General features: G+C 60.9%; 23 protein-coding genes. 10 read left to right on the top strand and 13 right to left on the bottom strand.

Annotated features, from left to right (window positions below; all coding sequences use genetic code 11):
• Window positions 1-38 precede the first annotated feature (38 nt).
• Window positions 39-704, bottom strand: a complete 666-nt coding sequence (locus AB4O16_RS15470; RefSeq protein WP_160390871.1) for an FKBP-type peptidyl-prolyl cis-trans isomerase — start codon at window positions 702-704, stop codon at window positions 39-41.
• A 192-nt stretch (window positions 705-896) separates the two neighbouring features.
• Here AB4O16_RS15470 and AB4O16_RS15465 point away from each other — a divergent pair, with 192 nt between their 5' ends.
• Window positions 897-2,120 (top strand): AlgP family protein, encoded by a 1,224-nt coding sequence (locus AB4O16_RS15465; RefSeq protein WP_460155273.1) that lies wholly within the window; start codon window positions 897-899, stop codon window positions 2,118-2,120.
• Here AB4O16_RS15465 and AB4O16_RS15460 read toward each other — a convergent pair.
• Complete coding sequence (locus AB4O16_RS15460) at window positions 2,117-2,581, bottom strand: TIGR02444 family protein (protein ID WP_160390869.1); 465 nt, start codon at window positions 2,579-2,581, stop codon at window positions 2,117-2,119. The genes AB4O16_RS15465 and AB4O16_RS15460 overlap by 4 nt on opposite strands.
• A 50-nt stretch (window positions 2,582-2,631) precedes the next feature.
• Here AB4O16_RS15460 and AB4O16_RS15455 point away from each other — a divergent pair, with 50 nt between their 5' ends.
• The 3 genes from AB4O16_RS15455 (at window position 2,632) to rhtB (ending at window position 5,853) form a co-directional block, all read left to right on the top strand.
• Window positions 2,632-4,542, top strand: a complete 1,911-nt coding sequence (locus tag AB4O16_RS15455) for an ATP-binding cassette domain-containing protein (RefSeq protein WP_160390868.1) — start codon at window positions 2,632-2,634, stop codon at window positions 4,540-4,542.
• Window positions 4,542-5,123 (top strand): mechanosensitive ion channel domain-containing protein, encoded by a 582-nt coding sequence (locus AB4O16_RS15450; protein ID WP_460155272.1) that lies wholly within the window; start codon window positions 4,542-4,544, stop codon window positions 5,121-5,123. Before AB4O16_RS15455 ends, AB4O16_RS15450 begins: the two co-directional genes overlap by 1 nt.
• Before the next feature lie 97 nt (window positions 5,124-5,220).
• Entirely contained in the window at window positions 5,221-5,853 is a 633-nt protein-coding gene (gene rhtB, locus AB4O16_RS15445) for a homoserine/homoserine lactone efflux protein (protein WP_150716261.1), read from the top strand.
• A gap of 61 nt (window positions 5,854-5,914) precedes the next feature.
• Here rhtB and AB4O16_RS15440 read toward each other — a convergent pair whose 3' ends face one another.
• From AB4O16_RS15440 to AB4O16_RS15425, 4 genes are read right to left on the bottom strand one after another with little or no spacing between them, the layout of a single operon-like run.
• Entirely contained in the window at window positions 5,915-6,658 is a 744-nt protein-coding gene (locus AB4O16_RS15440; RefSeq protein WP_460155271.1) for a penicillin-binding protein activator LpoB, read from the bottom strand.
• A gap of 3 nt (window positions 6,659-6,661) precedes the next feature.
• Complete coding sequence (gene lpoB / locus AB4O16_RS15435; protein ID WP_150716263.1) at window positions 6,662-7,249, bottom strand: penicillin-binding protein activator LpoB; 588 nt, start codon at window positions 7,247-7,249, stop codon at window positions 6,662-6,664.
• Between the two features lie 36 nt (window positions 7,250-7,285).
• Window positions 7,286-7,657, bottom strand: a complete 372-nt coding sequence (locus tag AB4O16_RS15430) for a YcfL family protein (protein ID WP_150716264.1) — start codon at window positions 7,655-7,657, stop codon at window positions 7,286-7,288.
• Window positions 7,658-7,672: 15 nt separating this feature from the next.
• Window positions 7,673-9,070 (bottom strand): COG3014 family protein, encoded by a 1,398-nt coding sequence (locus tag AB4O16_RS15425; protein ID WP_460155270.1) that lies wholly within the window; start codon window positions 9,068-9,070, stop codon window positions 7,673-7,675.
• Window positions 9,071-9,393: 323 nt separating this feature from the next.
• On the opposite strand from AB4O16_RS15425, the gene AB4O16_RS15420 reads away from it, so the two are divergent.
• Both AB4O16_RS15420 and AB4O16_RS15415 read left to right on the top strand, forming a co-directional pair.
• Entirely contained in the window at window positions 9,394-11,292 is a 1,899-nt protein-coding gene (locus AB4O16_RS15420) for a cytochrome c/FTR1 family iron permease (RefSeq protein WP_160390864.1), read from the top strand.
• 99 nt (window positions 11,293-11,391) lie between these two features.
• The gene (locus AB4O16_RS15415) at window positions 11,392-11,847 is read left to right on the top strand and encodes a YaiI/YqxD family protein (protein ID WP_160390863.1); all 456 of its coding nucleotides are present in this window, start codon (window positions 11,392-11,394) and stop codon (window positions 11,845-11,847) included.
• Window positions 11,848-11,966: 119 nt separating this feature from the next.
• On the opposite strand, the gene elbB is transcribed toward AB4O16_RS15415, so the two are convergent.
• Entirely contained in the window at window positions 11,967-12,635 is a 669-nt protein-coding gene (gene elbB, locus AB4O16_RS15410; RefSeq protein ID WP_160390862.1) for an isoprenoid biosynthesis glyoxalase ElbB, read from the bottom strand.
• A 115-nt stretch (window positions 12,636-12,750) separates the two neighbouring features.
• On the opposite strand from elbB, the gene AB4O16_RS15405 reads away from it, so the two are divergent.
• On the top strand, window positions 12,751-13,986 hold the full coding sequence (locus AB4O16_RS15405; RefSeq protein WP_460155269.1) for a sterol desaturase family protein: 1,236 nt from the start codon (window positions 12,751-12,753) through the stop codon (window positions 13,984-13,986).
• On the opposite strand, the gene AB4O16_RS15400 is transcribed toward AB4O16_RS15405, so the two are convergent.
• A complete protein-coding gene (locus tag AB4O16_RS15400) occupies window positions 13,967-14,593 on the bottom strand; it encodes a DedA family protein (RefSeq protein WP_160390860.1) in 627 nt (208 codons plus the stop codon). The genes AB4O16_RS15405 and AB4O16_RS15400 overlap by 20 nt on opposite strands.
• 207 nt (window positions 14,594-14,800) lie before the next feature.
• Between AB4O16_RS15400 and hemB the strand changes: the two genes are divergently transcribed.
• The 3 genes from hemB (at window position 14,801) to AB4O16_RS15385 (ending at window position 19,863) form a co-directional block, all read left to right on the top strand.
• Complete coding sequence (gene hemB, locus AB4O16_RS15395) at window positions 14,801-15,814, top strand: porphobilinogen synthase (RefSeq protein ID WP_160390859.1); 1,014 nt, start codon at window positions 14,801-14,803, stop codon at window positions 15,812-15,814.
• 18 nt (window positions 15,815-15,832) lie between these two features.
• Window positions 15,833-18,055, top strand: coding sequence for a polyphosphate kinase 1 (gene ppk1, locus AB4O16_RS15390; protein WP_460155268.1), 2,223 nt, complete (start codon window positions 15,833-15,835; stop codon window positions 18,053-18,055).
• Between the two features lie 392 nt (window positions 18,056-18,447).
• Window positions 18,448-19,863 carry a PAAR domain-containing protein gene (locus tag AB4O16_RS15385; RefSeq protein WP_460155267.1) on the top strand — a complete coding sequence of 472 codons (1,416 nt, stop codon included), beginning with the start codon at window positions 18,448-18,450 and terminating at the stop codon, window positions 19,861-19,863.
• 647 nt (window positions 19,864-20,510) lie between these two features.
• Here the strand turns inward: AB4O16_RS15385 and ppx are convergent.
• The 5 genes from ppx to AB4O16_RS15360 all read right to left on the bottom strand — a co-directional run bounded on the left by ppx (window position 20,511) and on the right by AB4O16_RS15360 (window position 25,062).
• A complete protein-coding gene (gene ppx, locus AB4O16_RS15380) occupies window positions 20,511-22,013 on the bottom strand; it encodes an exopolyphosphatase (protein WP_460155266.1) in 1,503 nt (500 codons plus the stop codon).
• 201 nt (window positions 22,014-22,214) lie between these two features.
• Window positions 22,215-22,952 carry an amino acid ABC transporter ATP-binding protein gene (locus AB4O16_RS15375; RefSeq protein ID WP_460155265.1) on the bottom strand — a complete coding sequence of 246 codons (738 nt, stop codon included), beginning with the start codon at window positions 22,950-22,952 and terminating at the stop codon, window positions 22,215-22,217.
• Window positions 22,939-23,589, bottom strand: a complete 651-nt coding sequence (locus tag AB4O16_RS15370; protein WP_460155264.1) for an amino acid ABC transporter permease — start codon at window positions 23,587-23,589, stop codon at window positions 22,939-22,941. The genes AB4O16_RS15375 and AB4O16_RS15370 overlap by 14 nt, the downstream gene beginning before the upstream one ends.
• Window positions 23,586-24,254, bottom strand: coding sequence for an amino acid ABC transporter permease (locus tag AB4O16_RS15365; protein ID WP_046039042.1), 669 nt, complete (start codon window positions 24,252-24,254; stop codon window positions 23,586-23,588). Before AB4O16_RS15365 ends, AB4O16_RS15370 begins: the two co-directional genes overlap by 4 nt.
• Before the next feature lie 22 nt (window positions 24,255-24,276).
• Entirely contained in the window at window positions 24,277-25,062 is a 786-nt protein-coding gene (locus AB4O16_RS15360; RefSeq protein ID WP_460155263.1) for a transporter substrate-binding domain-containing protein, read from the bottom strand.
• Window positions 25,063-25,309: the final 247 nt, after the last annotated feature.

The raw sequence follows: 25,309 nt of genomic DNA, 5'->3' as shown, positions 1-25,309 counted from the left end.
AACGGCGTGCCACGGCACGCCGTTTTTCATTTCCGCTGTCAGCTGGTTGCGCCACGCAGTTCAACTTCGAACACCAGCGGCGTGAACGGTGCGATCACGTCGCCCGCACCGTCGGCGCCATAGGCCTGGGCCGATGGAATCACCAGTCGCCACTTCGCCCCGACCGGCATGTTTTGCAATGCGCTGCGCCATCCGGCGATCACGCTGTCGAGACTGAACCATTGTGGCTGGCTGTTCTGATCGAACACCGTCCCGTCGGGCAAACGACCGATGTACAACACCTGCACCTTGCCGTTGGGTCCTGCCTTGGCGCCAGCGCCCGGTGTCAATTCGGTCAGCAGCACGCCGTCAGCCAGTTCGCGCACACCGGGCCTGGCTTTCTCGGTGGCGAGAAAACGTTGTTCCTTTTCCAGCGCCATTTCGCTTTGCGGCTCGGCCGGCTGCATGGCAATCCGTGCCTCGTGTTCGGTCAATATCTGCTCGATCTGTTCGTCCTTCAGCGCCAGCGGTTTGCCCTGGTAGGCGTGCTGCAATCCTTCGACCAGTGCCTGGAGTTGCAGGTCGGGAGCCTCCAGGCGCAAGCGTTCGCCAAGGCTGGCACCCAGGCTGTAAGCGAGATCACGGGCTTCATTTTCCTGTGTTTTTTCGGCGGCCTGGGCCACCGAAAAAAACACGCACAGCGATAAAAAAAGGTAGCGCGACATGGGCACTCTCCGACCTGAATTGCGGGCGATTATGCCAGTGAGAATGCGCACAACGGTGAACTGCTTTCGCGTCGACGCAGAAGTTTTTCAGTCCTTTGCAACACAACGCTTTCGATAGTGTCAACATGCCCTAGCGGCGGTTGCAGCAGAGGTCTAGTATGAGCCGCACTCACTTCAGCCAGGAGGTAAACCATGTCGGCCACCAAGAAGCCAGTAAGCACTCCGTTGCACCTGCTCCAACAACTCTCGGGCAGCCTGCTCGAGCATCTGGAAACCGCTTGTTCCGAAGCCTTGGCTGATGCTGAAAAACTGCTCGCCAAACTGGAAAAGCAGCGCGGAAAAGCGCAAGAAAAACTGCACAAGTCCCGCACCAAATTGCAGGACGCTGCGTCGGCCGGAAAAGCCAAGGCGCAAGCCAAGGCCAAGGGCGCAGTCGCCGACCTTGAAGAGCTGCTCGATGCCCTGAAGGATCGTCAATCGGAAACCCGCGGCTACATTCTGCAACTCAAGCGCGATGCCCAGGAGAGCCTGAAACTGGCCCAGGGCGTCGGTCGTGTTCAAGAGGCTGTCGGCAAGGCGTTGTCCCTGCGTGCGGCCAAGCCTGCTGCGGCTCCTGCGAAGAAAGCCGCTGCCAAACCGGCTGCTGCAAAAGCACCGGCCAAGCCTGCTGCTGCAAAAACTGCTGCTGCCAAACCAGCAGCGAAAACTGCCGCAGCCAAACCTGCTGCAAAACCGGCTGCGAGAAAACCGGCTGCTGCCAGCGCCGCAAAACCAGCTGCCAAACCTGCCGCTGCCCGACCTGCCGCTGCAAAAACCGCCGCTGCCAAACCGGCAGTGGCCAAAACCACTGCCGCTAAACCGGCTGCAAAACCGGCTGCTAAACCAGCAGCAAAACCGGCAGCTAAATCGGCCGCTAAACCAGCAGCAAAACCTGCCGCCCGAACCGCTGCGGCGAAACCTGCCGCCAAGCCGGCTGCAAAACCCGTCGCTGCAAAACCAGCAGCCAAGCCAGCGGCAAAACCCGCCGCAAAAGCGGCTGCCAAACCCGCGGCTAAACCTGCTGCAAAACCAGCCGCAAAACCGGCTGCAGCGAAACCAGCCGCTGCCGCCAAGCCCGCCGCTGCGAAGCCCGCCGCTGCGAAGCCCGCCGCTGCGAAGCCCGCCGCTGCGAAGCCCGCCGCTGCGAAGCCAGCTGCCGCCAAACCGGCTGCCGCAAAACCTGCTGCAAAACCAGCAGCCAAGCCCGCAGTGAAAAAGCCGGTTGCGGCCAAGCCAGCCACCGCACCGGTTGCCAAGCCAGCCAACCCGGCTCCGGCAGCAACGTCTGCTTTGGCAGCAGCCACCTCGACAGCCACGCCAGCGCCAACGCCGGCCGCCGCATCGATCGCAGCAACCACCCCGACCAGCGCTTCCTAAGTGCCGGTTACCGCGACGCGCAGCTGATGCAGCGCGTCGCGGTGCAGGTGGGCGGCACCCGCCGTCGCACCTTCCAGCCAGGCCGCCAGATCGGTCTCGGCACCTTGCGGCCAACTCTGCGCCGCTCTCTCGAGCCGCAACAACAGATGCCGCTCGGCTTCCAGCTCCAGTGCCTTCACTTGTTCACGCATGTTGTGCAAATCGGCGTCTGCCGTGGCAGCGGCCTTCCATTGCGTACGCAAGGCGCGTAACGGCCGCACGACATCGCTGTCCCACGCAAAGGCCACACTGCGCAGTTGCTGCAAACGCTGCTCATCGCAGGCCACGCCTCGTTGTCCCAGCCATGCACTGCACAGCAACAGGCACACATTGACCCCCGCCGCCTGCAATTGCAGGCATGCCTGCTCAATGCCAGGGCGGGCGTAGGTGTTCAGGGAAAAGCTCCACAGGTCAGAGGACATAGTGCTACTCGCGCCAGTTGCGAGCGAAGCTGGTAGACTCCGCCGCCATTATGATTCGACTTCAGAACCTGACTTTACAGCGTGGCCCGCAACGTCTGCTAGAAGACGCCGAGCTGACCCTGCACGCCGGCCACAAAGCCGGCCTCATCGGTGCCAACGGCGCCGGCAAATCGAGCCTGTTCGCCTTGCTTCGGGGCGAGCTGCACCCGGACTCGGGTGACTGCTTCCTGCCGGCCGACTGGCGTATCGCCCACATGCGCCAGGAGGTCGACACGCTCGAACGCATGGCGGTCGACTACGTGCTCGATGGCGACCTGCGCCTGCGTCAGGTGCAACGCGACCTGGCGGCAGCCGAAGCGGCCCATGACGGTGCCGCACAGGCCCGCCTGCACTCGGAACTCGACAGCGCCGACGGCTACACCGCCGACGCCCGGGCGCGCAAGTTGCTGGCCGGCCTTGGGTTCACCAACGAGCAGATGGATCGCCCGGTCGGGGATTTCTCCGGTGGCTGGCGGATGCGCCTGAACCTGGCGCAGGCCCTGATGTGCCCATCGGACCTGTTGCTGCTCGACGAACCGACCAACCACCTGGACCTCGACGCCATCATCTGGCTTGAGGAATGGCTCAAGAGCTATCCCGGCACCTTGATGCTGATTTCCCACGACCGCGATTTCCTCGATGCCGTGGTCGACCACGTGGCCCACGTCGATCAGCGCAAAATCACCCTGTATCGCGGTGGCTACAGCGCTTTCGAGCGCGCCCGTGCCGAACGCCTGGCCCAGCAACAGCAGGCGTACGAGAAGCAGCAGGTGCAACGTGCGCACATGGAAAGCTACATCGCCCGCTTCAAGGCCCAGGCCACCAAGGCCCGTCAGGCCCAGAGCCGGATCAAGGCCCTGGAGCGGATGGAAGAGCTGACCGCTGCCCACGTCGATTCGCCGTTCGACTTTGTCTTCCGTGAATCGCAGAAAATCTCCAGCCCGCTGATCGACCTGTCCGATGCCCGCTTGGGTTACGGTGACAAAACCGTGCTGGAGAAGGTCAAGCTGCAACTGACCCCGGGCGCGCGAATCGGTCTGCTCGGCCCGAACGGTGCCGGTAAATCGACCCTGATCAAGAACCTTGCCGGTGAGCTTTCGCCATTGGCCGGCCGCTTGACCCGTGGCGAGAACACCGTGGTCGGCTACTTCGCCCAGCATCAGCTCGACTCTCTGGATTCCAAGGCCAGTCCGTTGCTGCACCTGCAGCGTCTGGCACCGACCGAGCGCGAGCAGACCCTGCGTGACTTCCTCGGCGGTTTCGACTTCCGTGGCGCGCGGATCGACGAGCCGGTGCTGAATTTCTCCGGTGGCGAGAAGGCGCGCCTGGCGTTGGCCCTGATTGCCTGGGACCGGCCGAACCTGTTGCTGCTCGACGAACCGACCAACCACCTGGACCTGGAAATGCGCCTGGCGCTGACCATGGCCCTGCAGGAATTCAGCGGTGCGGTACTGGTGGTCTCCCACGACCGTCACTTGCTCAAAAGCACCACCGACAATTTCTATCTGGTGGCGGACGGCAAGGTCGAAGAGTTCGACGGCGATCTGGAGGACTACACCCGCTGGCTGGTGGAGTATCGCCAGCGCAACGCCCCGGTCAGCACGACACCGGTGAACCCGGACAAGACCGACAAGAAAGCCCAGCGTCAGGCCGCAGCGGCGTTGCGTCAGCAACTGGCGCCGCACAAGCGCGAGGCCGACAAGCTCGAAGCCGAACTGGGCAAGCTCCACGAAAAGCTGGCGAAGATCGATGCCAGTCTCGGTGACAGCGACATCTACGAACCGGCGCGCAAGAACGAATTGCGTGATCTGCTGGCCGAGCAGGCCAAGCTGAAAGTACGTGAGGCGGAACTGGAAGAGGCGTGGATGGAAGCCCTGGAGTTGCTGGAAAGCATGCAGGCGGAGCTGGAGGCGCTGTCCTGATGGATGCCTTCAAGTTGCCGTTGCCGGCGGTGTGGGCCGAGCCGATCTGGCTCGGCGTGCAAATCCTGCTGATTCTGCTGGCCGGCTACTTCACCCAGCGTTTTGTCGCCAAGGGCCTGACCCGTCTCGGTGAGCGTTACCCGTTTCCGCCGCAACTGATGATGCCGCTGCGGGGCGGTTTGCGCTGGCTGATCATGGGCAGCGCGCTGATTTTCGTGCTGGAGCGACTCGGTGTGTCGGCCACGGTGCTCTGGACCGCGCTATCCGGTTTCGTCGCGGTCGCGGCGGTGGCGTTTTTCGCCATGTGGAGCGTGCTCTCGAACCTGCTGTGCGCGATCCTGATCTTTACCGTCGGCCCGTTTCGCCTGGGCGACGTGGTCGAGTTGGTGGACACCACCGACAAACCTGGCGTCAAAGGCCGGGTGGTGGCGATCAATCTCCTTTACACCACGCTGGTCGAGGCCGAAGAGCTCGGCACGGGCAGCGCCATGGTGCAGGTGCCCAACAGCTTGTTCTTCCAGCGTTCGGTACGGCGCTGGCGCGGGACGGATGTGTTTCCTTCCAGCGGGTTTGAGAAGTAAGCCGGCGGTTAGCTGATTCCTGCAAAAAAATCGGTAGTCATCCATCCAAACCCGCATTAGCTTAGACGTCTGTCACGAGTCTGAGTCGAGGTGTGCAATGGAGCTTCAAACATGGCTGGCGTTTTTTGCCGCCTGCTGGGTGATCAGCCTGTCCCCCGGTGCCGGCGCCATTGCGTCGATGTCCAGCGGCCTGCAGTACGGTTTCTGGCGCGGCTACTGGAACGCCCTGGGCCTGCAACTGGGCCTGGCGGTGCAGATTGCGATTGTCGGCGCCGGGGTTGGCGCGATTCTCACGGCATCGGCCAGCGCCTTCTACGCGATCAAATGGTTCGGCGTGGCCTATCTGGTCTACCTCGCTATCAAACAATGGCGTGCGCTGCCCAGCGACATGAGCGATGACGCCGCCGTACGCCAGATCGGCAAGCCGATGGCTCTGGTGTTCCGTGGCTTCCTGGTGAACATCAGCAACCCCAAGGCCCTGGTGTTCATGCTCGCGGTGTTGCCACAGTTCATCGACCCGCATGCGCCGCTGCTGATCCAGTACGTGATCATCGGCGTGACCATGATCTGCGTCGACCTGATCGTCATGGCCGGCTACACCGGGTTGGCCTCCAGGGTGCTGCGCCTGTTGCGCACGCCCAAACAACAGAAACGCATGAATCGCACCTTTGCCGGGCTGTTCATTGGCGCGGCGGCGTTCATGGCGACACTGCGCAAAGCCGCGGTCTGATTGCGCCAGGCACAAAAAAGGCGACCTTTTCAGGTCGCCTTTTGCATTGTCGGCCGGCCGGTCAGCGCAGAATCACGGGCGCCGAGTCCGCTGGCAGGTTGTTGCGCAACGGCGCTTGCCTTGGTGCTTCGTCACCACCTTCGCCAAGCTGCTGGCTCATTTGTGCAGCCACGTCCTCACCCAGTGCCTTGGACACCTCGCGTACCACCCGCGGGCGGTTCAGCGAAACCTTGATGTCCCGGCCATTCACCAGCTTGGTGTCCTGGCCTTCGCCCATCGCCGTGAAGGCCGAGGTGATCTCGAAGGTGCGGGTATTGATCAGGCTGAAGTCCGCGACCAGGGTCAGCCCCAGCACCGCGGAATGGCTGTCCGTATTGGCCAGCTCAGTCACGTCGCGGGTGAAGTCGATGTCCGACACGGTGCCGAACAGCACGTAATCGGCACCCTTGAAATTGCCGGCCTTGATCCGCCTGATCACATCAAACACGTCACCCTTGGACGACGACGTGTAAGGCGTGCCCTGCACCAGCTGGAACATGCCGGTACGCAGGATTTCACCCTTGATGTCGCCGGTGAACTTGCGCAGTTCACCCTGCTCGATGTAACTGCTGGTGGCTTCGATTTCGTTGTAGCTCGACGATCCGCTGGCGCTGTAGGGACTCGCCTGGAAATTGCTTTGTGCGGAGACGATGTGGATGTACTGCTCCACACGTTCCTGATACGCCAGATCCGTCACCGCCACTTTTGGCGCCGCCTGCGCGCCGAACGCGCAAGCGAGGGCCATCATGCCAATCCATGCGCGCATTGATCAGCGCTCCGTGGTCTTGCGGATCTCTTTTTCGTCCATCCATTCGGCCAGACCGCTTTCGACGTCGATCAGTTGCAGGCTGAATTTGTAGAAGACGTCCTTGTAGTCGCTGCTGCGCTTGACGATCGAGCTGATCGAACCTTCAAGGCGGTACTTGGCGGCGATCATGTTGCCGGTCTTGGCCACGGTGTTCTTCTTGTACAGGCCGCTCTGGTTCTGCAGCTTGAGTTGGTCGACCTGGCTCTGCATCTGGGTGTTGTCGCTGGAGAAGCGGGCAGTGCCGGTCTTCATCAGCTGGGTCTTGATGCTGGTGGTGATTTCGCGGGTGTCGATGTACTCGCTGGTCTTGTTCTTCACATCGTAGACCTGCACCACCGGCCGACCCTGGAGGATGCCGGACTGGGCCAGGGAGCGGGTCATGGATTCGGCGATCATCTGCAGGTCGGTGGAACCGAACTCGTTGGTCACGGTTTCAACCGCTTTGGTGTCGCCGTAGCCGATGTTCTTGCTGCCCAGGGTCGGCGAGGTGTTGGCGCAACCGCTGGCCAGCAGGGCGATGACGGCGATGAAGGAAAAGCGTGCAAACATGGGAGTGCTCTCTGGAAACTGGAATAGGGGTATGGCTTAAGGCGTCTTGATTTCCAGACGGAAATCCACGGCCTTGGCGGTCGGTGCGATGGCCTGGATGAAGCTGGTCTGTTCGCCGTACATCATCTGGCTCTTCCAGGTTTCTTCTTCGGCGATGGGGAAGCCTTCAGGGCCGAGCCAGGCAAAGCGGTAGTAGAAGGTCTTGTTGTTGAAGCTGGTGTTGCTCAGTTGCGCGTTGACCGTCATGAAGCCGTTTTCACGCGCTACGCGCATGGCGCCGACCACGATGTTTTTCAGCTTGCCTTGAGCCACGACTTTGCTCGCGGCGCTGCCCGGCTCCGGTGGCGGCGGGGTGGCGCAACCGGCCAGCAGGGCCAGGCCGAGGGCCGCGATGAATTTGAAACGCATGCTAAGACTCCGTTCTCAAGGTTGGGTGAGGCTGGCCACGGTGGCCGGGCTGATGCTCGGGCTCACGCGAGCGACCGGGCCGGCGGCGAACACCTGGTTGCCCACGGCGCGCAGGCTGATGACCTGGTAGCGCTGATCGACAGTGACCTTGACCACCGTGCCGCCGACGATGTTTGGCAGGGTGATCTGGTGCTCGCCCTTTTTCAGGCGCAGGCGTACCACCTGGGTGTTGTCCGGCAGGGTCCGCCAGGTCCGGGTATCGGCACCTTCAAGCACGGCGGAGGTGATGCCCACGGCCAGGCCCGCCAGAGGGTTGGTTTCATTGAGCTGCTTCTGCATCACGCCACGGCTCACCGCACGAACGGTGGTGCGCACGATGATGCCCGGCATATCATCGCGCAGGGCGCGGCGGGACATGGCGGTGGTGCTGTTGAGTTGAGTCAGGCTCAGTTGCTGGCCGTCCACGCCGATCTGCGTCAGCGCGGCAGTCGAGGTATCAGGCTTGATGATCGGGAACGACAGTGGCGTGATCACCACGTTGCCGCTGATCGGCAGGGGCAGGGGCACGCGGATGGAATCCCGGGCAGGTGCCAGGCCGCTTTGCACGACGATCAGGATGTCGCTGTCCACGTCCTTGCCGTTCGCCTTGTCGAGGTTGACCAGTGCCTGTTCCAGCAGCGGCGTGTTCGGGCGCAGTTCCGCCGCCTTGCGATAGCCCGGCGCAGCCAGGTCTTTTTCGCCCAGGGCTTCATAGACGAAACCGGCCAGATAGTGACTGAACGCGCTCTGGTAACTGTTTTTCAGGCCGACCACTTCCGGTGCGTCAAGGCTGGCGACCGGATAGCCCTGCAAATCCTTGTATTGAGTGGTGACGCCTTCCTTCTCGGCCTCTTCCTCACTCTTGAGGTATTCCTTGTCGCGCAGATCGGCAATCACCGCTTCACGCTCGTGGGTTTTCTTGATCGCCGTGCGCGCGCCGTCGAAATCGTTGGTGGCCAACAGGTTGAGGGCCATCTGTGTGGTCAGCATGACTTTTTCGTAGTCGTAGCCTTCGTAGCGACGCACTTTGTCATTCACCACCAGGCTGCCGAACTGGGCGAGGTATTTGGCCGTGTCGAGCTTGACCGAATCCTCCCACGCTCCCACCACCTGGTCGGCGCTGCTCCAGGCACTCTGGCTGCCGCTGAGATCGCCTTTGGCGCGCAGCAACTCGCCTTTTTCGAAGTAATAGAGCAGGTCTTTGTCGGTGCCCGTGTTGTTCTTTTCCAGCAGGGTCAACGCGGCGTCGACATTGCCGGTAGCCAGTTGCTGGTTGGTCTGGGCCAGTTCGGAGTCGTAGTTGCGAAAGGCGGAGCAGCCGGAAAGCAGCGTGATGGTGCTCAGCGCAAGCACGGTGAGGGCGCGGGATGCCATATGGATACTTCTTCCCTGAATAGGCAGCCGCAGTTGCTGGTCGGGCTGTGGGGACCTATCGGCAGAAACGGATGCTTGCCGATTCCTTATTAAAAAAGGAGCCTTGATGCCAAATCGCGATAACGAAGGCGCGGCATTATAGGCAAGGATGGTGGCATTGTAATGGCTTTTTAATTGCTAATTTTTCAGAAGTGCCATCACTGGGGATAGCCAAGTCACTGAAACAAAAAGGCTCGAAACACATCGAGAGCGCAACAAAGCTTGAGTGAAAGTCATCGGGAAGGAACAATATGTTACTTCGTGTTTCCAAATGAGATTCATTCATGATTGCGCCGTCCCGTTACCTGGCCTGGTTGTTAGCGCCGGTCCTTGCCTTGTGCAGCTTCAACCTGCTGGCCGCTACGGTGGAAGGCGCCCCGCAAGCCCTGCATTTGCTCGACTATATCGGCGCGGATTATCCGCAGGCGGTGCAGGCGGGCCAGGTCGTCAACGAGGCCGAATACCGCGAACAGGTTGAATTCGTCCAGGCCGTGCAGGCCTTGGTCGCCGCCATGCCGGTCAAGCCGGAAAAGGCCGGGCTGGAGCAGGGCCTTGGCGCACTGCATGACGCGATTGCCGCACGTCAGGACGGCGCTGATGTCGCCCGTCAGGCGCGGCAGCTCGGTGCGAAGCTGGCGGTAGCCTATGAAGTCAGCCAAGCCCCGATCATTACCCCGGACCCGGCTCGTGGCGCGCCGTTGTACGCCCAGCATTGTTCGGTGTGTCACGGTGATGCGGGAGCGGGCGATGGCCCGGCGGGTGTCGGCCTGACGCCGCCACCGGCCAATCTGCGTGACAGCGCGCGACTGGATCACCTGAGCCTCTATGCGATCTACAGCACCTTGGGCCTGGGCGTGGAAGGCACCGACATGCCGGCCTTCGCCGATCAGCTGGACGAGCGCCAGCGTTGGGACCTGGCCACTTATATAGCCAGCTTCAGCGCCGACCCGGCGACCGCCAGCGGAGACAGGCTCTACAACCTTGCCGATCTGGCCCGCCGGACTCCGGCCGAAGTGCAGGCCGCCGACGGCGCGCCAGCCGCCGCGACCTTCCGCGCGCAACGCGCGCAGCCGCCGCAGGTCAAGCGGGGCCCCGCACAGCTGCTCGACTACACCGCAGCCACGCTGGACAAGAGCATCGCGGCGTATCGCGCCGGTGAACATGATCAGGCTTATGACTTATCGGTAGCGGCCTACCTGGAAGGCTTCGAACTGGTCGAAAGCTCCCTGGACAACGTCGACGCCAACGTGCGCAAGGACACCGAAAAATCGCTGATGGCTTATCGTCAGTCGCTGCAGGATGGTCTGTCGATCGAGCAAGTGGAGCAGCGTCTGGAAGCGGCCAAGGACAAACTGAAGACCTCTGCCGGCTTGCTCGGCAGCGATGGCCTGAGTTGGTCCCTGAGCTACATTTCCGGCCTGCTGATTCTGCTGCGCGAAGGCCTGGAAGCGATTCTGGTGCTGGCGGCGATCCTCGCCTTCCTGCGTAACACCGGTCAGCAATCGGCAGTGCGCAGTGTCAATGCCGGCTGGGGCCTGGCGCTGTTGGCCGGCTTGGGCACCTGGGCGCTGGCGGCCTATGTGATCGATGTCAGCGGTTCCCAGCGTGAACTGCTGGAAGGCGCGACGGCACTGTTTGCCAGCGTCATGGTGTTGTGGCTGGGCGTGTGGATGCATGACCGTCGCCACGCGGCGGCCTGGCAGGATTACATCAAGACCAGCCTGGTGGGTGGCGGTGGGCGTTTCGGCTTTGCGACCCTGGCGTTTTTCTCGGTGTATCGCGAATTGTTCGAAGTGATTCTGTTCTACGAAACCCTGTGGTTGCAGGCAGGTCCAGCGGGGCACAACGCCGTGTTGGCCGGCGGGGCCACGGCGCTGGTGCTGTTGATCGGTTTGGCCTGGGTGATTTTGCGCGGTTCGGCGAAACTGCCGCTGGCGCTGTTCTTCAGCATCAACGCCGGCCTGTTGTGCGCATTGTCGGTGGTGTTCGCCGGGCATGGTGTGAAGGCACTGCAGGAAGCCGGGATCTTTGGCACGCGGCCGGTGCCGTTCTTTGACTTTGACTGGCTGGGGATTCACTCGGATGCCTATTCGCTGAGTGCTCAGGCCGTGGCGATCATTGCGATTGTCGTGCTGTATGGTCGCAGTCGGGTGGTTGAGAAGCGGCGGTTGCAGGTTTCATAAAGAACAGCATTCGCTGCGCTCATATCGCGGGCAAGCCCGCTCCCACAGGGTTTGGCGTTAATCTGTGGGGGCGGGTGCTTTTCAACAGAGGAATATGCAATGCGTGTGTGGATCGATGCCGACGCCTGTCCGCGGGCAGCCAAGGATCTGGTGGTCAAGTTCGCCCTCAAGCGCCAGTTCGAAGTGGTGCTGGTGGCCGGACAGCCGCAGATCAAGCCAGGCCTGGCGCTGGTCAAGCTGATCGTGGTGCCGAGCGGCCCGGATGCGGCCGATGACTACCTGGTGGAACACGCGGTCCCCGGTGAACTGGTGATCTGCAGCGATGTGCCGTTGGCCGATCGCCTGGTGAAGAAGGGCGTGGCAGCGCTCGATCCACGGGGCAAGGAGTTTGATGCGCAGAACATGGGCGATCGTCTGGCGGTGCGCAACCTGTTCACCGATTTGCGCGAACAGGGGCAAATCGGCGGGGGGCCGGCGCCGTTCGGCGACCGTGAGAAGCAGGCGTTTGCCAATGCGTTGGACCGGATTCTCACACGGCTGGCCCGCAATTCTTAAGACCAGTGACGAACCCTGTGGGAGCGAGCTTGCTCGCGATAGCGGACTTACAGACAACCTCGATGTTGAATGTGCTGGCCCCATCGCGAGCAAGCTCGCTCCCACAGTTTTGAAGGGCGTCAGGCGTCGTTTTCGTGGGTTAGCTCAAGCACCCGGTCTACCAGCTTGTTGATCCCCGTCGCCACTTCACTGATGCTCTGCGCCAGCATGTAAGCCGGGGTGCTCACCAGTTTGCGTGCCTTGTCCTCGACGATGTCACTGACCGCGCAATCGGTATGGGTCGCGCCCATCTTGTTCATTGCGGCTGCGGTGTCGGTGTCGTTACCTATGGTGCAGGTCACGCCGGGGCCGTAGATCTTGGCCGCCAGGGCCGGGGAAATGCACATCAATCCCACCGGTTTGCCGGCTTCGGCAAAGGCTTCGGTCAGTGCCAGGACATCTGGCTGAACCGTGCAGCCGGCGCCTTCGATGGCGAAGTTGGACAGGTTCTTGGCCGAGCCGAAGCCGCCGGGCACGATCAGCGCATCGAAGTCATCGACGTTCGCGTCACGGATGTCCTGGATGTTGCCCCGGGCAATCCGTGCCGATTCCACCAGCACATTGCGCGATTCGGGCATTTCTTCGCCGGTCAGGTGATTGATCACATGCAACTGGGCGATGTTCGGTGCGAAACACTGTACCTGCGCGCCGCGCTGATCCAGGCGAAGCAGGGTGATGACGCTCTCGTGAAGCTCGGCGCCGTCGTACACGCCACAACCGGAAAGGATCACTGCAACTTTTTTGCTCATGGGCTTTTCTCCAGATTCATGGCGTTAAATGTCCACTAATTTGTCACTCGTTGCCATAGGGTTAATTCACGGTTACACATAGCATCAGTTCTCAAGATTCCGGCCAGGGCGCGTCATGGACCTCATTCTGTATGCGGTGCCGTTCTTCTTTGTGCTGATCGCCGTCGAGCTTCTGGCCGACCGTTGGCGCGGGGTGAGCAATTATCGGGTGGCGGACGCGATCAACAGCATCAGCACCGGTGTGCTGTCGACCACCACGGGGTTGCTGACCAAAGGCGTGGGACTGCTGAGCTACGCGTTTGCCCTCAAGCACCTGGCATTGTTCGAACTGTCTGCCGACAGCGTCTGGACCTGGGTGTTTGCCTTTGTCTTCTACGATTTCTGCTACTACTGGCTGCACCGCATGGGGCACGAGCGCAACATTCTCTGGGCCGCGCATTCGGTGCATCACCAGAGCGAGGATTACAACCTGTCCACGGCTCTGCGCCAGACCAGCACCGGATTTCTGTTGAGCTGGATCTTCTATCTGCCGATGGCCGTGTTCGGCGTACCGCTGTTGGTGTTCGTCAGTGTCGCGGCGTTGAATCTGCTGTACCAGTTCTGGGTGCACACGCGACACATTCCCAAGCTTGGCTGGTTCGAATGGTTTTTTGTCACGCCATCCAATCATCGGGCTCACCATGCGCAGAACACTCTCTACATGGATCGCAACTACGGCGGGGTGTTCATTATCTGGGACCGTCTGTTTGGCTCGTTCCAGGAAGAAGACGACAACGAGCCAGTGATTTTCGGCGTGACCACGCCACTGGCGAGCTGGAATCCCGTGTGGGCGAACGTGCAGTTCTACGCGCAGTTGTGGGCGGATGCGCGGCGTGCCGCGAGCCCCTGGGACAAATTGCGGATCTGGTTCATGCGCACCGGCTGGCGCCCGGCGGACGTGGCGGCGAAATATCCGCTGAACAAGCCGGACCTGACCCGGTTCCGCAAATTCGAAGTGCCGCTGGACGGGCGTCTACAGTTCTACGTCCTGTTGCAGTTCTGCGTCTACATCGCGCTGGGCAGCTACTTGATGAATCTTCAAGCGAATCTGTCAGTCACCGCCCTGTTGCTGGGCTGGGGAGCGGTGGCATTCGGTCTGTTCGTGCTGGGCGTGGCCCTGGAGAATCGCCCGTGGGCGTTGACGCTGGAGCTGGTACGGCTGGCGTCGAATCTGCCATTGGCATGGCTGGCCCCGATGGTGGGGCTGTGGCCGGTCAGCGCGGCGGGCTGGATCGGCCTGCTCAGTTACAGCCTGTTGAGCGTTGTCGGTCTGTACTGTTGTCGAAACCGTGTCACTCGGCTGGCGTCGTAGGGCCTTCGGTTTTGGTCTTCTTCAGGGCTTGTTCGTCGGCGTAGACCTGTCTGGCCAGGCGGGCGTTCTTGAAACGCCGACGCAGCCACAGCACCAGTCCCAGCACCAGCAGGGCGCCAAGCACCCATAGCTCGTACTTCTTCACACTGCCGAGCATGCCTTCGAGCACCGCGCCGAAATGGTAGGCGGCAGCGGCGAGGGCGGTGGCCCAGATGGCCGCGCCAATGCCGTTGAGCAACAAGTAGCGTCCCGGCGGATAGCCCGACAGCCCGATGGCCACCGGCATGACCGTGCGCAGACCGTAGACGAAGCGGAAGCTCAATACCCAGATGTCCGGATGCTTGCGAATGTGTTCCAGCGCCCGGTCACCCATCATCTGCCAGCGTGGCTTGCGTGCCAGCAGCTTGCGGCCGTGCTTGCGTCCCAGGAAATACCACAGTTGGTCGCCGGCATAGCTGCCGAAGAAGGCCACGACCACCACCAGGTTGATGTCCATGTATCCACGAAACGCGAGGAAGCCCGCGAGCACCAGGATGGTTTCGCCTTCGAAGAACGTGCCTAGAAAAAGGGCAAAGTAGCCGAAGTCATGCAGAAATTGTTGGAGCATTGTCTGGGTGCTGGCGAAATGAACGCGCAGCCTAACCCTTCGGACACATTCAGGAAAGTGTCCAAATGTGTCTCGACGTGAACATTTCCTACAACGACAATGGAATGCGGCTACGTGTCACAGCGTGCACATAACTGTAATACGTTCGTCATAATGGCCGCTTATAACTGTCACGCTCGCCCGTCTGCGCGGGCTCAGGAGTCTGCCGTGAGCTTTACCCCCGCCAATCGTTTATTCCCTGCAACCCGCCTGCGTCGCAACCGTCGTGACGACTTCTCGCGTCGTCTGGTCCGTGAAAACGTGCTGACCGTCGACGACCTGATCTTGCCGGTGTTCGTGCTGGACGGTGAAAACCGTCGCGAAGCGGTGGCTTCGATGCCGGGCGTTGAACGCCTGACCATCGACCTGCTGCTGGAAGAAGCGGCCAAGTGGGTCGAACTGGGGATTCCGGCGCTGGCCCTGTTCCCGGTGACGCCGGCGCAACTCAAATCCCTGGACGCCGCCGAGGCGTGGAACCCTGAAGGCATCGCACAGCGCGCCACCCGTGCCTTGCGTGCGCAGTTCCCCGAGCTTGGCGTGATCACCGACGTCGCCCTGGACCCGTTCACCACCCACGGGCAGGACGGCATCCTTGATGAAGAAGGCTACGTGCAGAACGACATCACCGTCGACGCACTGGTCAGGCAGGCCCTGTCCCACGCCGAAGCCGGCGCTCAGGTGGTGGCCCCGTCGGACATGATGGACGGTCGCATCCAGGCGATCCGCGAAGCCCTCGAAGTGGCCGGTCACGTCAATGTGCGGATCATGGCCTACTCGGCCAAGTACGCCAGCGCCTATTACGGGCCGTTCCGCGATGCGGTCGGTTCGGCGCTGAACCTGGGCAAGGCCAACAAGGCCTCCTATCAGATGGACCCGGCCAACAGCAACGAAGCCCTGCACGAAGTGGCGGCGGACTTGTCAGAAGGTGCAGACATGGTCATGGTCAAGCCAGGCATGCCGTACCTGGACATCCTGTGCCGGGTAAAAGAAGAATTCAAAGTGCCGACGTTTGTCTATCAAGTCAGCGGCGAGTACGCCATGCACATGGCGGCGATCCAGAATGGCTGGTTGAGCGAAGGGGTTATTCTCGAATCCCTGACCGCTTTCAAACGTGCAGGCGCTGATGGCATCCTGACGTACTTTGCCGTTCGTGCCGCTCAATTGTTACGAGAGCAGAAATAGCCCTCCCAGGAACATGTGATGAATACCGAAGGACTCACTGAAGTTGCCGTACAAGACGCTCAACCCGTGGTAGAGCAAATCGCCGAGACCCCGCCGGAGCTGGAGCCTGCTCCTCCCGCAGTGGTCGCCGAAGCCGTTGCGGCGGCACCGGCCATTGCCATCCCCGGCCTGGATGACAGCAGTCTGTACATCCATCGCGAGCTGTCGCAACTGCAGTTCAACATCCGCGTGCTGGAACAGGCGCTGGATGTGTCCTATCCGTTGCTGGAGCGGCTGAAGTTTCTGCTGATCTTCTCCAGCAACCTGGACGAGTTCTTCGAGATTCGCGTTGCCGGCCTGAAGAAGCAGATCACCTTCGCCCGTGAACAGGCGGGCGCCGATGGCCTGCAACCGCATCAGGCACTGGCGCGCATCAGCGAACTGGTGCACGGTCACGTCGACCGCCAGTACGCGATCCTCAACGACATTCTGTTGCCGGAGCTGGAGAAACATCAGGTCCGCTTCATCCGTCGCCGCCACTGGACGACCAAGCTCAAAACCTGGGTCCGCCGCTATTTCCGTGACGAGATCGCGCCGATCATCACCCCGATCGGCCTCGACCCGACTCACCCGTTCCCGTTGCTGGTGAACAAGAGCCTGAACTTCATCGTCGAGCTCGAAGGCATCGACGCCTTCGGTCGTGATTCCGGTCTGGCGATCATCCCGGCGCCACGCCTGCTGCCGCGTATCATCAAGGTGCCGGAAGAAGTCGGCGGCGCAGGCGACAACTATGTGTTCCTGTCGTCGATGATTCACGCCCACGCCGATGACTTGTTCCAGGGCATGAAGGTCAAGGGCTGCTACCAGTTCCGCCTGACCCGTAACGCCGACCTGGCGCTGGACTCCGAAGACGTCGAAGACCTGGCCCGCGCCTTGCGCGGCGAACTGTTCTCCCGTCGCTACGGTGACGCAGTGCGCCTGGAAGTGGCCGATACCTGCCCGAAACACTTGTCCGACTACCTGCTCAAGCAGTTCAACCTGAGCGAGACCGAGTTGTATCAGGTCAATGGCCCGGTGAACCTGACGCGTCTGTTCAGCATCACTGGCCTGGACAGCCAGCGCGAGCTGCAATACCTGCCGTTCACCCCGCAGATCCCGAAACTGCTGCAGAACAGCGAGAATATTTTCAGCGTGATCAGCAAGCAGGACATCCTGCTGCTGCACCCGTTCGAGTCGTTCACGCCGGTGGTCGACCTGCTGCGCCAGGCCGCCAAGGACCCGCACGTGCTGGCGGTGCGCCAGACCCTGTACCGCTCCGGCGCCAACTCGGAAATCGTCGATGCGCTGGTGGATGCGGCGCGTAACGGCAAGGAGGTCACCGCGGTGATCGAATTGCGCGCGCGCTTCGACGAAGAGTCCAACCTGCAACTGGCCAGCCGGCTGCAAGCGGCCGGTGCGGTGGTGATCTACGGCGTGGTCGGCTTCAAGACCCACGCCAAGATGATGCTGATCCTGCGCCGCGAGGCCGGTGAAATCGTGCGTTACGCGCACCTCGGCACGGGTAACTACCACGCCGGCAACGCCCGTCTGTACACCGACTACAGCCTGCTGACTTCCGACGATGCCTTGTGCGAAGACGTCGGCAAACTGTTCAGCCAGTTGATCGGCATGGGTAAAACGCTGCGCATGAAGAAATTGCTGCACGCGCCGTTCACCCTGAAAAAGGGCATGCTCGACATGATTGCCCGCGAAACCCAGTTCGCCCTCGACGGCAAACCGGCGCACATCATCGCCAAGTTCAACTCGCTGACCGATCCGAAGATCATCCGCGCGCTGTACAAGGCCAGCCAGTCGGGCGTGCGCATCGACCTGGTGGTGCGTGGCATGTGCTGCCTGCGGCCGGGCATCGCCGGGGTTTCCCACAACATCCACGTGCGCTCGATCATCGGCCGCTTCCTGGAACACACCCGGGTTTTCTACTTCCTCAATGGCGGCGACGAGCAGATGTTCCTGTCCAGCGCCGACTGGATGGAGCGCAACCTCGACAAGCGCGTCGAGACTTGCTTCCCGGTGGAAGGCAAGAAGCTGATCATGCGGGTCAAGAAAGAGCTGGAGCTGTATCTGACCGATAACACCCACAGCTGGAGCCTGCAGTCGGACGGTCGTTACATCCGTAACACACCGACCGGCAACCAGAACCCGCGCAGCGCCCAGGCGACGTTGCTGGAACGGTTGGGTAGCCCGATTCTGACAGTTCGATAACTCCAGCTCGTAGTAAAAAAAGGCGATCCCTCGGGATCGCCTTTTTTGTGTGCGAAACAAATTGGTGGCGGAGAAAGTTCTTTGCATACCGTGGGGGCGCTTACCACGGATCATGTGGTTGGATGATGGACTGCCACCTCTGGAAACACCTTCTCAATATATTGTCGTAGGAAAAGTTTGATTTACTTAGGCGAAATTTCCTTATCCGCAGGACGGCCCTGCCGCCGGGATCGCGACGCTGTTAGCGTCCATCGCACTATTCACACGTGACCACCCGCATAGCTCGTATGCATGTCGAGCTGAGCGCCTTAGTAGGTGGTACTCACGCAGTGATGGTCGCAACCAATGGTCGGAACATCCTGGACCCGATCGGATGAAAAGGAAAACAACCAATGAGCAAAGGTTACTTCATCGGCCTGAACGACAAGACCACCTGCGGTGGCACCGTCCTGGATGGTGATACCCGGATCATGTTGTATGGCATCGCCCATGCCAAGGAAGGCGACAGGGTAACCTGCGGAAAGAGTGAGGGGATTTACCAAATCGTCGGCGGCATATCGCACATTATCAGCCATGGCAAACGCATGGCGGGCACGCTGGATAGCTACAGCAATTGCCCTTGCAAGGCGCAACTGATCCCCTCGGTACTCACCGCTATCTACGGGAATACCGCAAGGCCTGCACCGCAGGCCGCCACGCAGGCCGCTCAGATGAGCGCGCCTGCGACAACCCCGCACTCGACAGCGCCGCAACAGTCCTCTTTTGCGCCGTCCAGCCAACCAGCGCCAACAGCATTCAGCACAGCCGATGTGGCGGAGCCGGGCTTTTACGTCGTCCCCAACAGCATGACCCGCGAACAGCTGGAAGCCACGCTGTTTCCTTATCGCTCTGCTGCCGTAATGAGTAAATTTCAGGCGCTCAACCCCGGTACAGGGGATATCAAGGCGGGTTCGATGATCGTCCTGAGCGATCCGAACAACACTTCCTGTACCTATCAGGAAGCCCAATTGATGCGGGTCGCACAAGAGGTCAAGACCGCCCTTGACCCGCTGACACCGCAAGAAGCCGACTTCATGCATCTTCATGCGGCCGAGATCGCCATTTTTACCGGTGATACGTCGACCTGGCTTGGCGTTGGCGCGGTGGTGTTGGAAAAACACCTAGCCAGCTTGCGCGACATCCTTCAAGACATCGAACGCCTGCATCAGGACAATTATCGTCAGCACGGCCATCTGCGGTCGCCATCGTTCTTCGCTGATCGCAAGCACCTGCTAACCCAGTTGGATGCACATCTGCTGAATTCCACTCGCCTGCGTGGCCAGACTACCTTGGGCGATCACCCCAAACTGAAAACGGCCCTTGGCATTTCCACTCACAGCTTGGTGTACCGCTGGGACAAGGCTGGTGCGCCGGGGCCGATACCTGGGTATTCCAATCACGTGAGCGCGATCAGTCGTGCTGCAAAGTACATGCAGGCGGGGGGTTACATCGGTATTGGTATTGGTGGAGTTTCTTCGTTGCTTGCTGTTCAGGAAGTTTGCGTTGGTGATTCTGGAACAGTCTGCAAAAAAGTGAAATTTACTGAGGGAGGCAAATTCGTGGGAGGAACAGTTGGTAGCGTTGTAGGTGCGGGAATTGCCCAGCGCACCGCTGGCCCGATCTGCGTCGCCCTGGGAGTCACTACAGTAGTTGGAGGAGTTATATGCGTTGCTGCAGTGATAGGAGTTGGAGCATGGGCGGGTGGGGCATATGTTGGTGAAGGTGGTGAGCTTGCTGGTGAGATTTTGTACGAGAAAACGCAGAAATGATGGGGGAAGAGTTTCGTACATCCTGGTTCGCTTTCTGGCTACTGGCTGGCCCGATCCTGGTGGGGGCTGTGCATATCGTATTCAGTCTGTACCTGAGCCGGCGCCACCTGGACGCTATGATTCAAGCCTTGAACAATAGTCGCTACATCCATATCTGGGGAATGAGATGGAGGGATCAGGGTTGGTTTGGAAGATTCGTATTGACCAATAAGATTGGGGGCATGGTGTTGTGGTCGAAAGCCTACATTCGCATCGGAGATGTGGATCCTGTCGATATTAATAATTTCCCTCCTCATCTCAAGCGACTTCTGCAAATTGACGCAGTGATGCTCTTTGGTTGTGCAATCTTGGTATCGTTTGGCTATGTTCTAATGAAGCTCGGCTAGTTCGTTGCGCGACAATCTACAATCAAATTCAGCGCTCGATACATCCAGTTTTAACTGGATGTACTCCCGAATAGGCCTGCATCCTTTACCTCGAACGCTGGCAGCCGCCTTGGTGGTTGGTACATGTTTGGCGGGATTTCATCGTTATTTGCTGAACAGGAGATGGTTTTGATTCCGAAACAGCTTGCGAGTGGATCATTGTAACTGGAGGGAAAAATGGCGATCCGTATGGATCGCCATTTAGTTTTCAACGAACCTGTTTCAGCGAGCGGTCAACACGATGTCGACCCGGGTCAGCCATTGCGCTTCGATTTCGAAGTCGGCCTGGGTCAGCTGGTTTTCGTCCAGCCAGTTCTCCGGGAACACCACTTCCAGGTGGTTTCCATGGGCATTGAGCTCCACCTGAGGCATTTGCTGGGTGCCACGGATGTGGTGGAACAGGATCGCAAAGCGCAGCAGCACGCACAGGCGAATCAGCTTGATGCCGTCGTCGCCGAAATCGGCGAATTTGTCCTTGGGGATGTTGCGTCGGTGGCCGCGTACCAGCAGCGCGAGCATCAACTGGTCTTCGCGGGAGAACCCGGCGAGGTCCGAGTGCTCGATCAGGTAGGCGCCGTGCTTGTGGTACTGGTAGTGAGCGATGTCCAGGCCCACTTCATGGACCTTGGCCGCCCAGCCGAGCAGTTCGCGCCAGACGCCATCCTCCAGATCCCAGTCCTCGGCCACCTGATCGAAGGCATGCAGCGCCTTGCGCTCGACCCGTGCCGCCTGCTCCAGATCGACGTGGTAGCGCTCCATCAGCGAGGTGAGGGTGCGCTCGCGCACGTCTTCATGATGATGGCGACCCAGCAGGTCATAGAGCACGCCTTCGCGCAGGGCGCCTTCGCAGTGATCCATGCGTTGCAGTTCGAGGGAGTCGAAGATCGCTTCGAGGATCGCCAGGCCGGCCGGGAAAATCGCCCGGCGATCGGGCTTGATCCCTTCAAAATCGATTTTCTCGACGTCGCCCAGCTTGATCAGTTTGCGCTTGAGCCAGGCCAGGCCTTCGGCATTGACCTCGCCGGTGCCGTGGCCGCCAGCCTTCAGCGCCAGACCGATGGCGCGGATGGTGCCCGAGGAGCCGATGGCCTCATCCCAGGTCAGGCGGTGCAGGGCGTGTTCGATGCTCATGATCTCCAGCCGCGCCGCGGTGTACGCCTGGGCGTAGCGGGCCGGGGTGATCTTGCCGTCCTTGAAATAGCGCTGGGTGTAGCTGACGCAGCCCATCTGCAGGCTTTCGCGCAGCAGCGGCTCGAAACGCTGGCCGATGATGAATTCGGTACTGCCGCCGCCGATGTCGGCCACCAGGCGCTTGCCGGGGGTGTCGGCGAGGGTGTGGGACACGCCGAGGTAGATCAGGCGCGCTTCTTCACGGCCGGAGATGACTTCCACCGGGTGGCCGAGAATTTCTTCGGCGCGCCGGATGAATTCGGCGCGGTTACGGGCTTCACGCAAGGCGTTGGTGCCGACGATGCGCACGGCGCCAGAGGGCATACCGTTGATCAGTTGGGCGAAGCGCTTGAGGCAGTCGAGCCCTCGCTGCATCGATTCTTCGTTGAGATGGCGATCTTCGTCGATGCCGGCGGCCAGTTGAACCTTCTCCCCGAGACGCTCGAGAATGCGGATCTCACCGTTCTGGGCCTTGGCCACGACCATGTGAAAACTGTTCGAGCCCAGGTCGATTGCGGCGATCAGGGACAGATTCTTGGCTTGGGATTGCGGCATGGTCTGGGGTCTCGGTCGATAACCTCGACATCGTGCCACGATCAAAGGCTGCCGCCAACGCGTAGGTGACCGCTTCGCGGTCAATCGCGAGCAAGCTCGCTCCCACAGGTGTTTGCGTCGGACACACAATCCTGTTCCAACATGGAACCCTGTGGGAGCGGGCTTGCCCGCGAAGGCGGCCTGACAGGCGCTGAAGGACTGTCAGGCCACCGCCTCAACTGTCCCAATGAAATTCGCCAGTTCCACCGTCTGCGGGTTGGCGAACAGTCGTTTCGGGTCGCCCACTTCATGCACCTTGCCCTGATGCATGAACACCAACTTGTCCCCAACCTCCCGCGCAAAGCGCATTTCATGAGTGACCATGATCAGCGTCATGCCTTCCCTGGCCAGTTGCCGGACCACGCTCAGCACTTCGTTGACCAGCTCCGGGTCCAGCGCCGAGGTGATTTCGTCGCACAGCAACACTTTCGGTGACATCGCCAGGGCACGGGCAATCGCCACCCGCTGCTGCTGGCCGCCGGACAGTCGATCCGGGAAGGCATCGAACTTTTCGCCCAGCCCGACCCGTTCCAGCATCTGTCGCGCCAGTTCGGCGGCCTGGGCCTTGGGTACTTTCTGCACCACTTGCGGCGCGAGCATGACGTTCTCGCCCACGGTCAGGTGCGGGAACAGGTTGAACTGCTGGAACACCATGCCGACTTTCTGTCGCAGGCTGCGCAGATCGGCGCGGGCGGCGTCGAGGTACTCGCCGTCGACTTCGATCACGCCGTCGTTGATCGACTCCAGGCCGTTGAGGGTGCGCAGCAAGGTCGATTTGCCCGAGCCGCTGCGGCCGATGATCGCCACCACCTGGCCTTCCTCGACGCTCAGGTCGATGCCTTTGAGCACATGGTGATCGCCATAGTATTTATGCAAGGCGGAAATTCTAAGCAGAGGCATGCAGTCTCCTTTCCAGGTAGCGCGCACTGAGCGACAAGGGATAACAGAGCAGGAAATAGCCGAGTGCGACGAGGCCATAGACCATGAAGGGTTCGAAGGTGGCGTTGGCGAGCATGCCGCCGGTCTTGGTCAGCTCGGTGAAGCCGATGATCGAGGTGACGGCGGTGCCTTTGACGACCTGCACAGAGAAGCCCACGGTCGGCGCCACGGCGATGCGCAGGGCTTGCGGCAGGATGACGTAGCGCAGTTGCTCCAGCGGGTTCAGCGCCAGGCTTGCCGAGGCTTCCCACTGGCCGTTGGGAATGGAATCGACGCAACCGCGCCAGATCTCCGCCAGGTAGGCGCTGGCGAACAGCGTCAGCGCGATCGCTGCCGCCATCCACGGCGATATCTCCAGCCCTGCCAGGGCCACGCCGAAAAACACCAGGAACAGCTGCATCAACAGCGGCGTTCCCTGGAACAGTTCGATGTAAGTGCGGGCGAAACTGCGTGGCAGGGATTTTTTCGAGATGCGCATGACCATGATCAGCAAGCCGATCAGCCCACCGCCAATGAACGCCACCAGCGACAGCGCCAGCGTCCATTGCAGACCCATGAGCAGGTTGCGCACGATGTCCCAGAAGGTGAAGTCGCTCATCGGCTGCTCCTTGCAATGAAGCGGTGGCCAATCCAGTTCAGCAACTGGCGGATCAGCAGGGCCATGCACAGGTACAGCAGCGTGGTCAGCGCGTAGGTTTCAAAGGCGCGGAAGTTGCGCGATTGAATGAAGTTGGCAGCGAAGCTCAGCTCTTCGGTGGCGATCTGCGAGCAGACTGCCGAGCCGAGCATGACGATGATGATCTGGCTGCTCAGGGCCGGCCAGACCTTGCCCAGTGCCGGTAGCAGCACCACATGGCGGAACGCTTCGAAGCGCGTCATCGCCAGTGCCGCAGCGGCTTCCAGCTGACCCCGGGGGATCGCCTGGATGCCGGCGCGGATGATCTCGGTCGAATAGGCGCCGAGGTTGATCACCATCGCCAACACGGCGGCCTGCCATTCGGAGATCTGCACGCCCAGGGACGGCAAGCCGAAGAAGATGAAAAACAGCTGCACCAGGAATGGCGTGTTGCGGATCAACTCGACGTAGACCGCGAAAATCCCCGCGAAAGGCCGGATGTTCCACGCCCGCACCAGCGCCCCGACGATGCCCAGCCCCACGCCAAGCACCGCGCCGATGGCCGTCAGCTCAAGCGTGAACAGCGCACCGCGCAGCAACAGGTCGGTGTTGTTGACCACCGGCAGGAAATCGAACTGATAAGCCATAAAGCGTCTCCAGCGTGCCGAATCAGAGATCGGCCGGCAGCGGTTCTTTCAACCAGGTCAGGGCGTTTTTCTCCAGCGCACCGTCGCTTTTGGCGGTGACGAGGATCTGGTTGACCTTGTCCAGCAGCGCCGGCTCGTTCTTGTTCACGCCCACATAGACCGGCGAATCCTTGAGCTTCACTTTCAGCGCCGGCACGCGTTTTGGATTTTTCTCGCTGATTGCCACCATCACCACGTTGCCGCTGGCGATCAGGTCGACTTGCCCGGCCAGGTACGCGGCAATGGTCGAGTTGTTGTCTTCGAAACGCTTGATGGTCACGCCTTCGGGGGCGACCTTTGTCAGCTCGATGTCTTCGATGGCGCCACGGGTGACGCTGATGGTCTTGCCCTTGAGATCGTCCAGGGTCTTGATGTCGGCGTCCGGAGGGCCGAACACGGCGAGGTAGAACGGCGCGTAGGCGCGGGAGAAGTCGATGACCTTCTCGCGCTCCGGGTTCTTGCCGAGGCTGGAGATCACCAGGTCGACCTTGCCGGTGGTGAGGAACGGGATGCGATTGGTGCTGTTGACCGGGGTCAGTTCGAGTTTGACCTTGAGCTGGTCGGCCAGCAGTTTCGCGGTGTCGATGTCGAGGCCACGGGGCTTCATGTCCGGGCCGACCGAGCCGAAGGGAGGGAAGTCCTGGGGCACGGCGACCTTGAGCACGCCGCGCTTGACCACATCCTCCAGGCCGTCGGCGTGGGCGGGTGCCTGGCTCAGCATCAGGCTGGCAAACAGGGCTGCGAGGAGGGCGCTGTAACGCTGGGTCATGGCAAATCTCCGAATCGGCGAGAAGTGATTTCTGCCGATCGACAGAGCATGGGCCATGCCAACATAGGGGGTTTGGGGCGCCAGAGCGCGGTTTTGCTGGCGTCGCACGGTCTTACTGGTCTGAACAGTCAGGTTGTGTTTCGCACCCTGATGGCGCAGTCGGGAAAATCGCCGAACCCCCATGGGGCACGACTTGCCGGGCGTCGCGAATAGCTTTACAACTGAGCGCTCATTGGCCTGGTTCGTC

The sequence above is a fragment of the Pseudomonas sp. S2_H10 genome (genome assembly GCF_054668285.1).
Note: the sequence above shows the minus strand (reverse complement) of the source record. Positions and strands in the feature narration are given on the sequence as shown.

Coding starts and splice junctions, on each gene's coding strand:
- ppk1 (WP_460155268.1), top strand. CDS start 15,833: ATGAATACCGAAGGACTCACTGAAGTTGCCGTACAAGACGCTCAACCC.
- lpoB (WP_150716263.1), bottom strand. CDS start 7,249: ATGTTTGCACGCTTTTCCTTCATCGCCGTCATCGCCCTGCTGGCCAGC.
- AB4O16_RS15360 (WP_460155263.1), bottom strand. CDS start 25,062: ATGACCCAGCGTTACAGCGCCCTCCTCGCAGCCCTGTTTGCCAGCCTG.
- AB4O16_RS15375 (WP_460155265.1), bottom strand. CDS start 22,952: ATGCCTCTGCTTAGAATTTCCGCCTTGCATAAATACTATGGCGATCAC.
- AB4O16_RS15425 (WP_460155270.1), bottom strand. CDS start 9,070: ATGGCATCCCGCGCCCTCACCGTGCTTGCGCTGAGCACCATCACGCTG.
- AB4O16_RS15455 (WP_160390868.1), top strand. CDS start 2,632: ATGATTCGACTTCAGAACCTGACTTTACAGCGTGGCCCGCAACGTCTG.
- AB4O16_RS15385 (WP_460155267.1), top strand. CDS start 18,448: ATGAGCAAAGGTTACTTCATCGGCCTGAACGACAAGACCACCTGCGGT.
- AB4O16_RS15450 (WP_460155272.1), top strand. CDS start 4,542: ATGGATGCCTTCAAGTTGCCGTTGCCGGCGGTGTGGGCCGAGCCGATC.
- AB4O16_RS15420 (WP_160390864.1), top strand. CDS start 9,394: ATGATTGCGCCGTCCCGTTACCTGGCCTGGTTGTTAGCGCCGGTCCTT.
- AB4O16_RS15430 (WP_150716264.1), bottom strand. CDS start 7,657: ATGCGTTTCAAATTCATCGCGGCCCTCGGCCTGGCCCTGCTGGCCGGT.
- AB4O16_RS15465 (WP_460155273.1), top strand. CDS start 897: ATGTCGGCCACCAAGAAGCCAGTAAGCACTCCGTTGCACCTGCTCCAA.
- AB4O16_RS15370 (WP_460155264.1), bottom strand. CDS start 23,589: ATGAGCGACTTCACCTTCTGGGACATCGTGCGCAACCTGCTCATGGGT.
- AB4O16_RS15405 (WP_460155269.1), top strand. CDS start 12,751: ATGGACCTCATTCTGTATGCGGTGCCGTTCTTCTTTGTGCTGATCGCC.
- ppx (WP_460155266.1), bottom strand. CDS start 22,013: ATGCCGCAATCCCAAGCCAAGAATCTGTCCCTGATCGCCGCAATCGAC.
- elbB (WP_160390862.1), bottom strand. CDS start 12,635: ATGAGCAAAAAAGTTGCAGTGATCCTTTCCGGTTGTGGCGTGTACGAC.
- AB4O16_RS15365 (WP_046039042.1), bottom strand. CDS start 24,254: ATGGCTTATCAGTTCGATTTCCTGCCGGTGGTCAACAACACCGACCTG.
- AB4O16_RS15470 (WP_160390871.1), bottom strand. CDS start 704: ATGTCGCGCTACCTTTTTTTATCGCTGTGCGTGTTTTTTTCGGTGGCC.
- AB4O16_RS15400 (WP_160390860.1), bottom strand. CDS start 14,593: ATGCTCCAACAATTTCTGCATGACTTCGGCTACTTTGCCCTTTTTCTA.
- AB4O16_RS15460 (WP_160390869.1), bottom strand. CDS start 2,581: ATGTCCTCTGACCTGTGGAGCTTTTCCCTGAACACCTACGCCCGCCCT.
- rhtB (WP_150716261.1), top strand. CDS start 5,221: ATGGAGCTTCAAACATGGCTGGCGTTTTTTGCCGCCTGCTGGGTGATC.
- AB4O16_RS15440 (WP_460155271.1), bottom strand. CDS start 6,658: ATGCGCGCATGGATTGGCATGATGGCCCTCGCTTGCGCGTTCGGCGCG.
- AB4O16_RS15415 (WP_160390863.1), top strand. CDS start 11,392: ATGCGTGTGTGGATCGATGCCGACGCCTGTCCGCGGGCAGCCAAGGAT.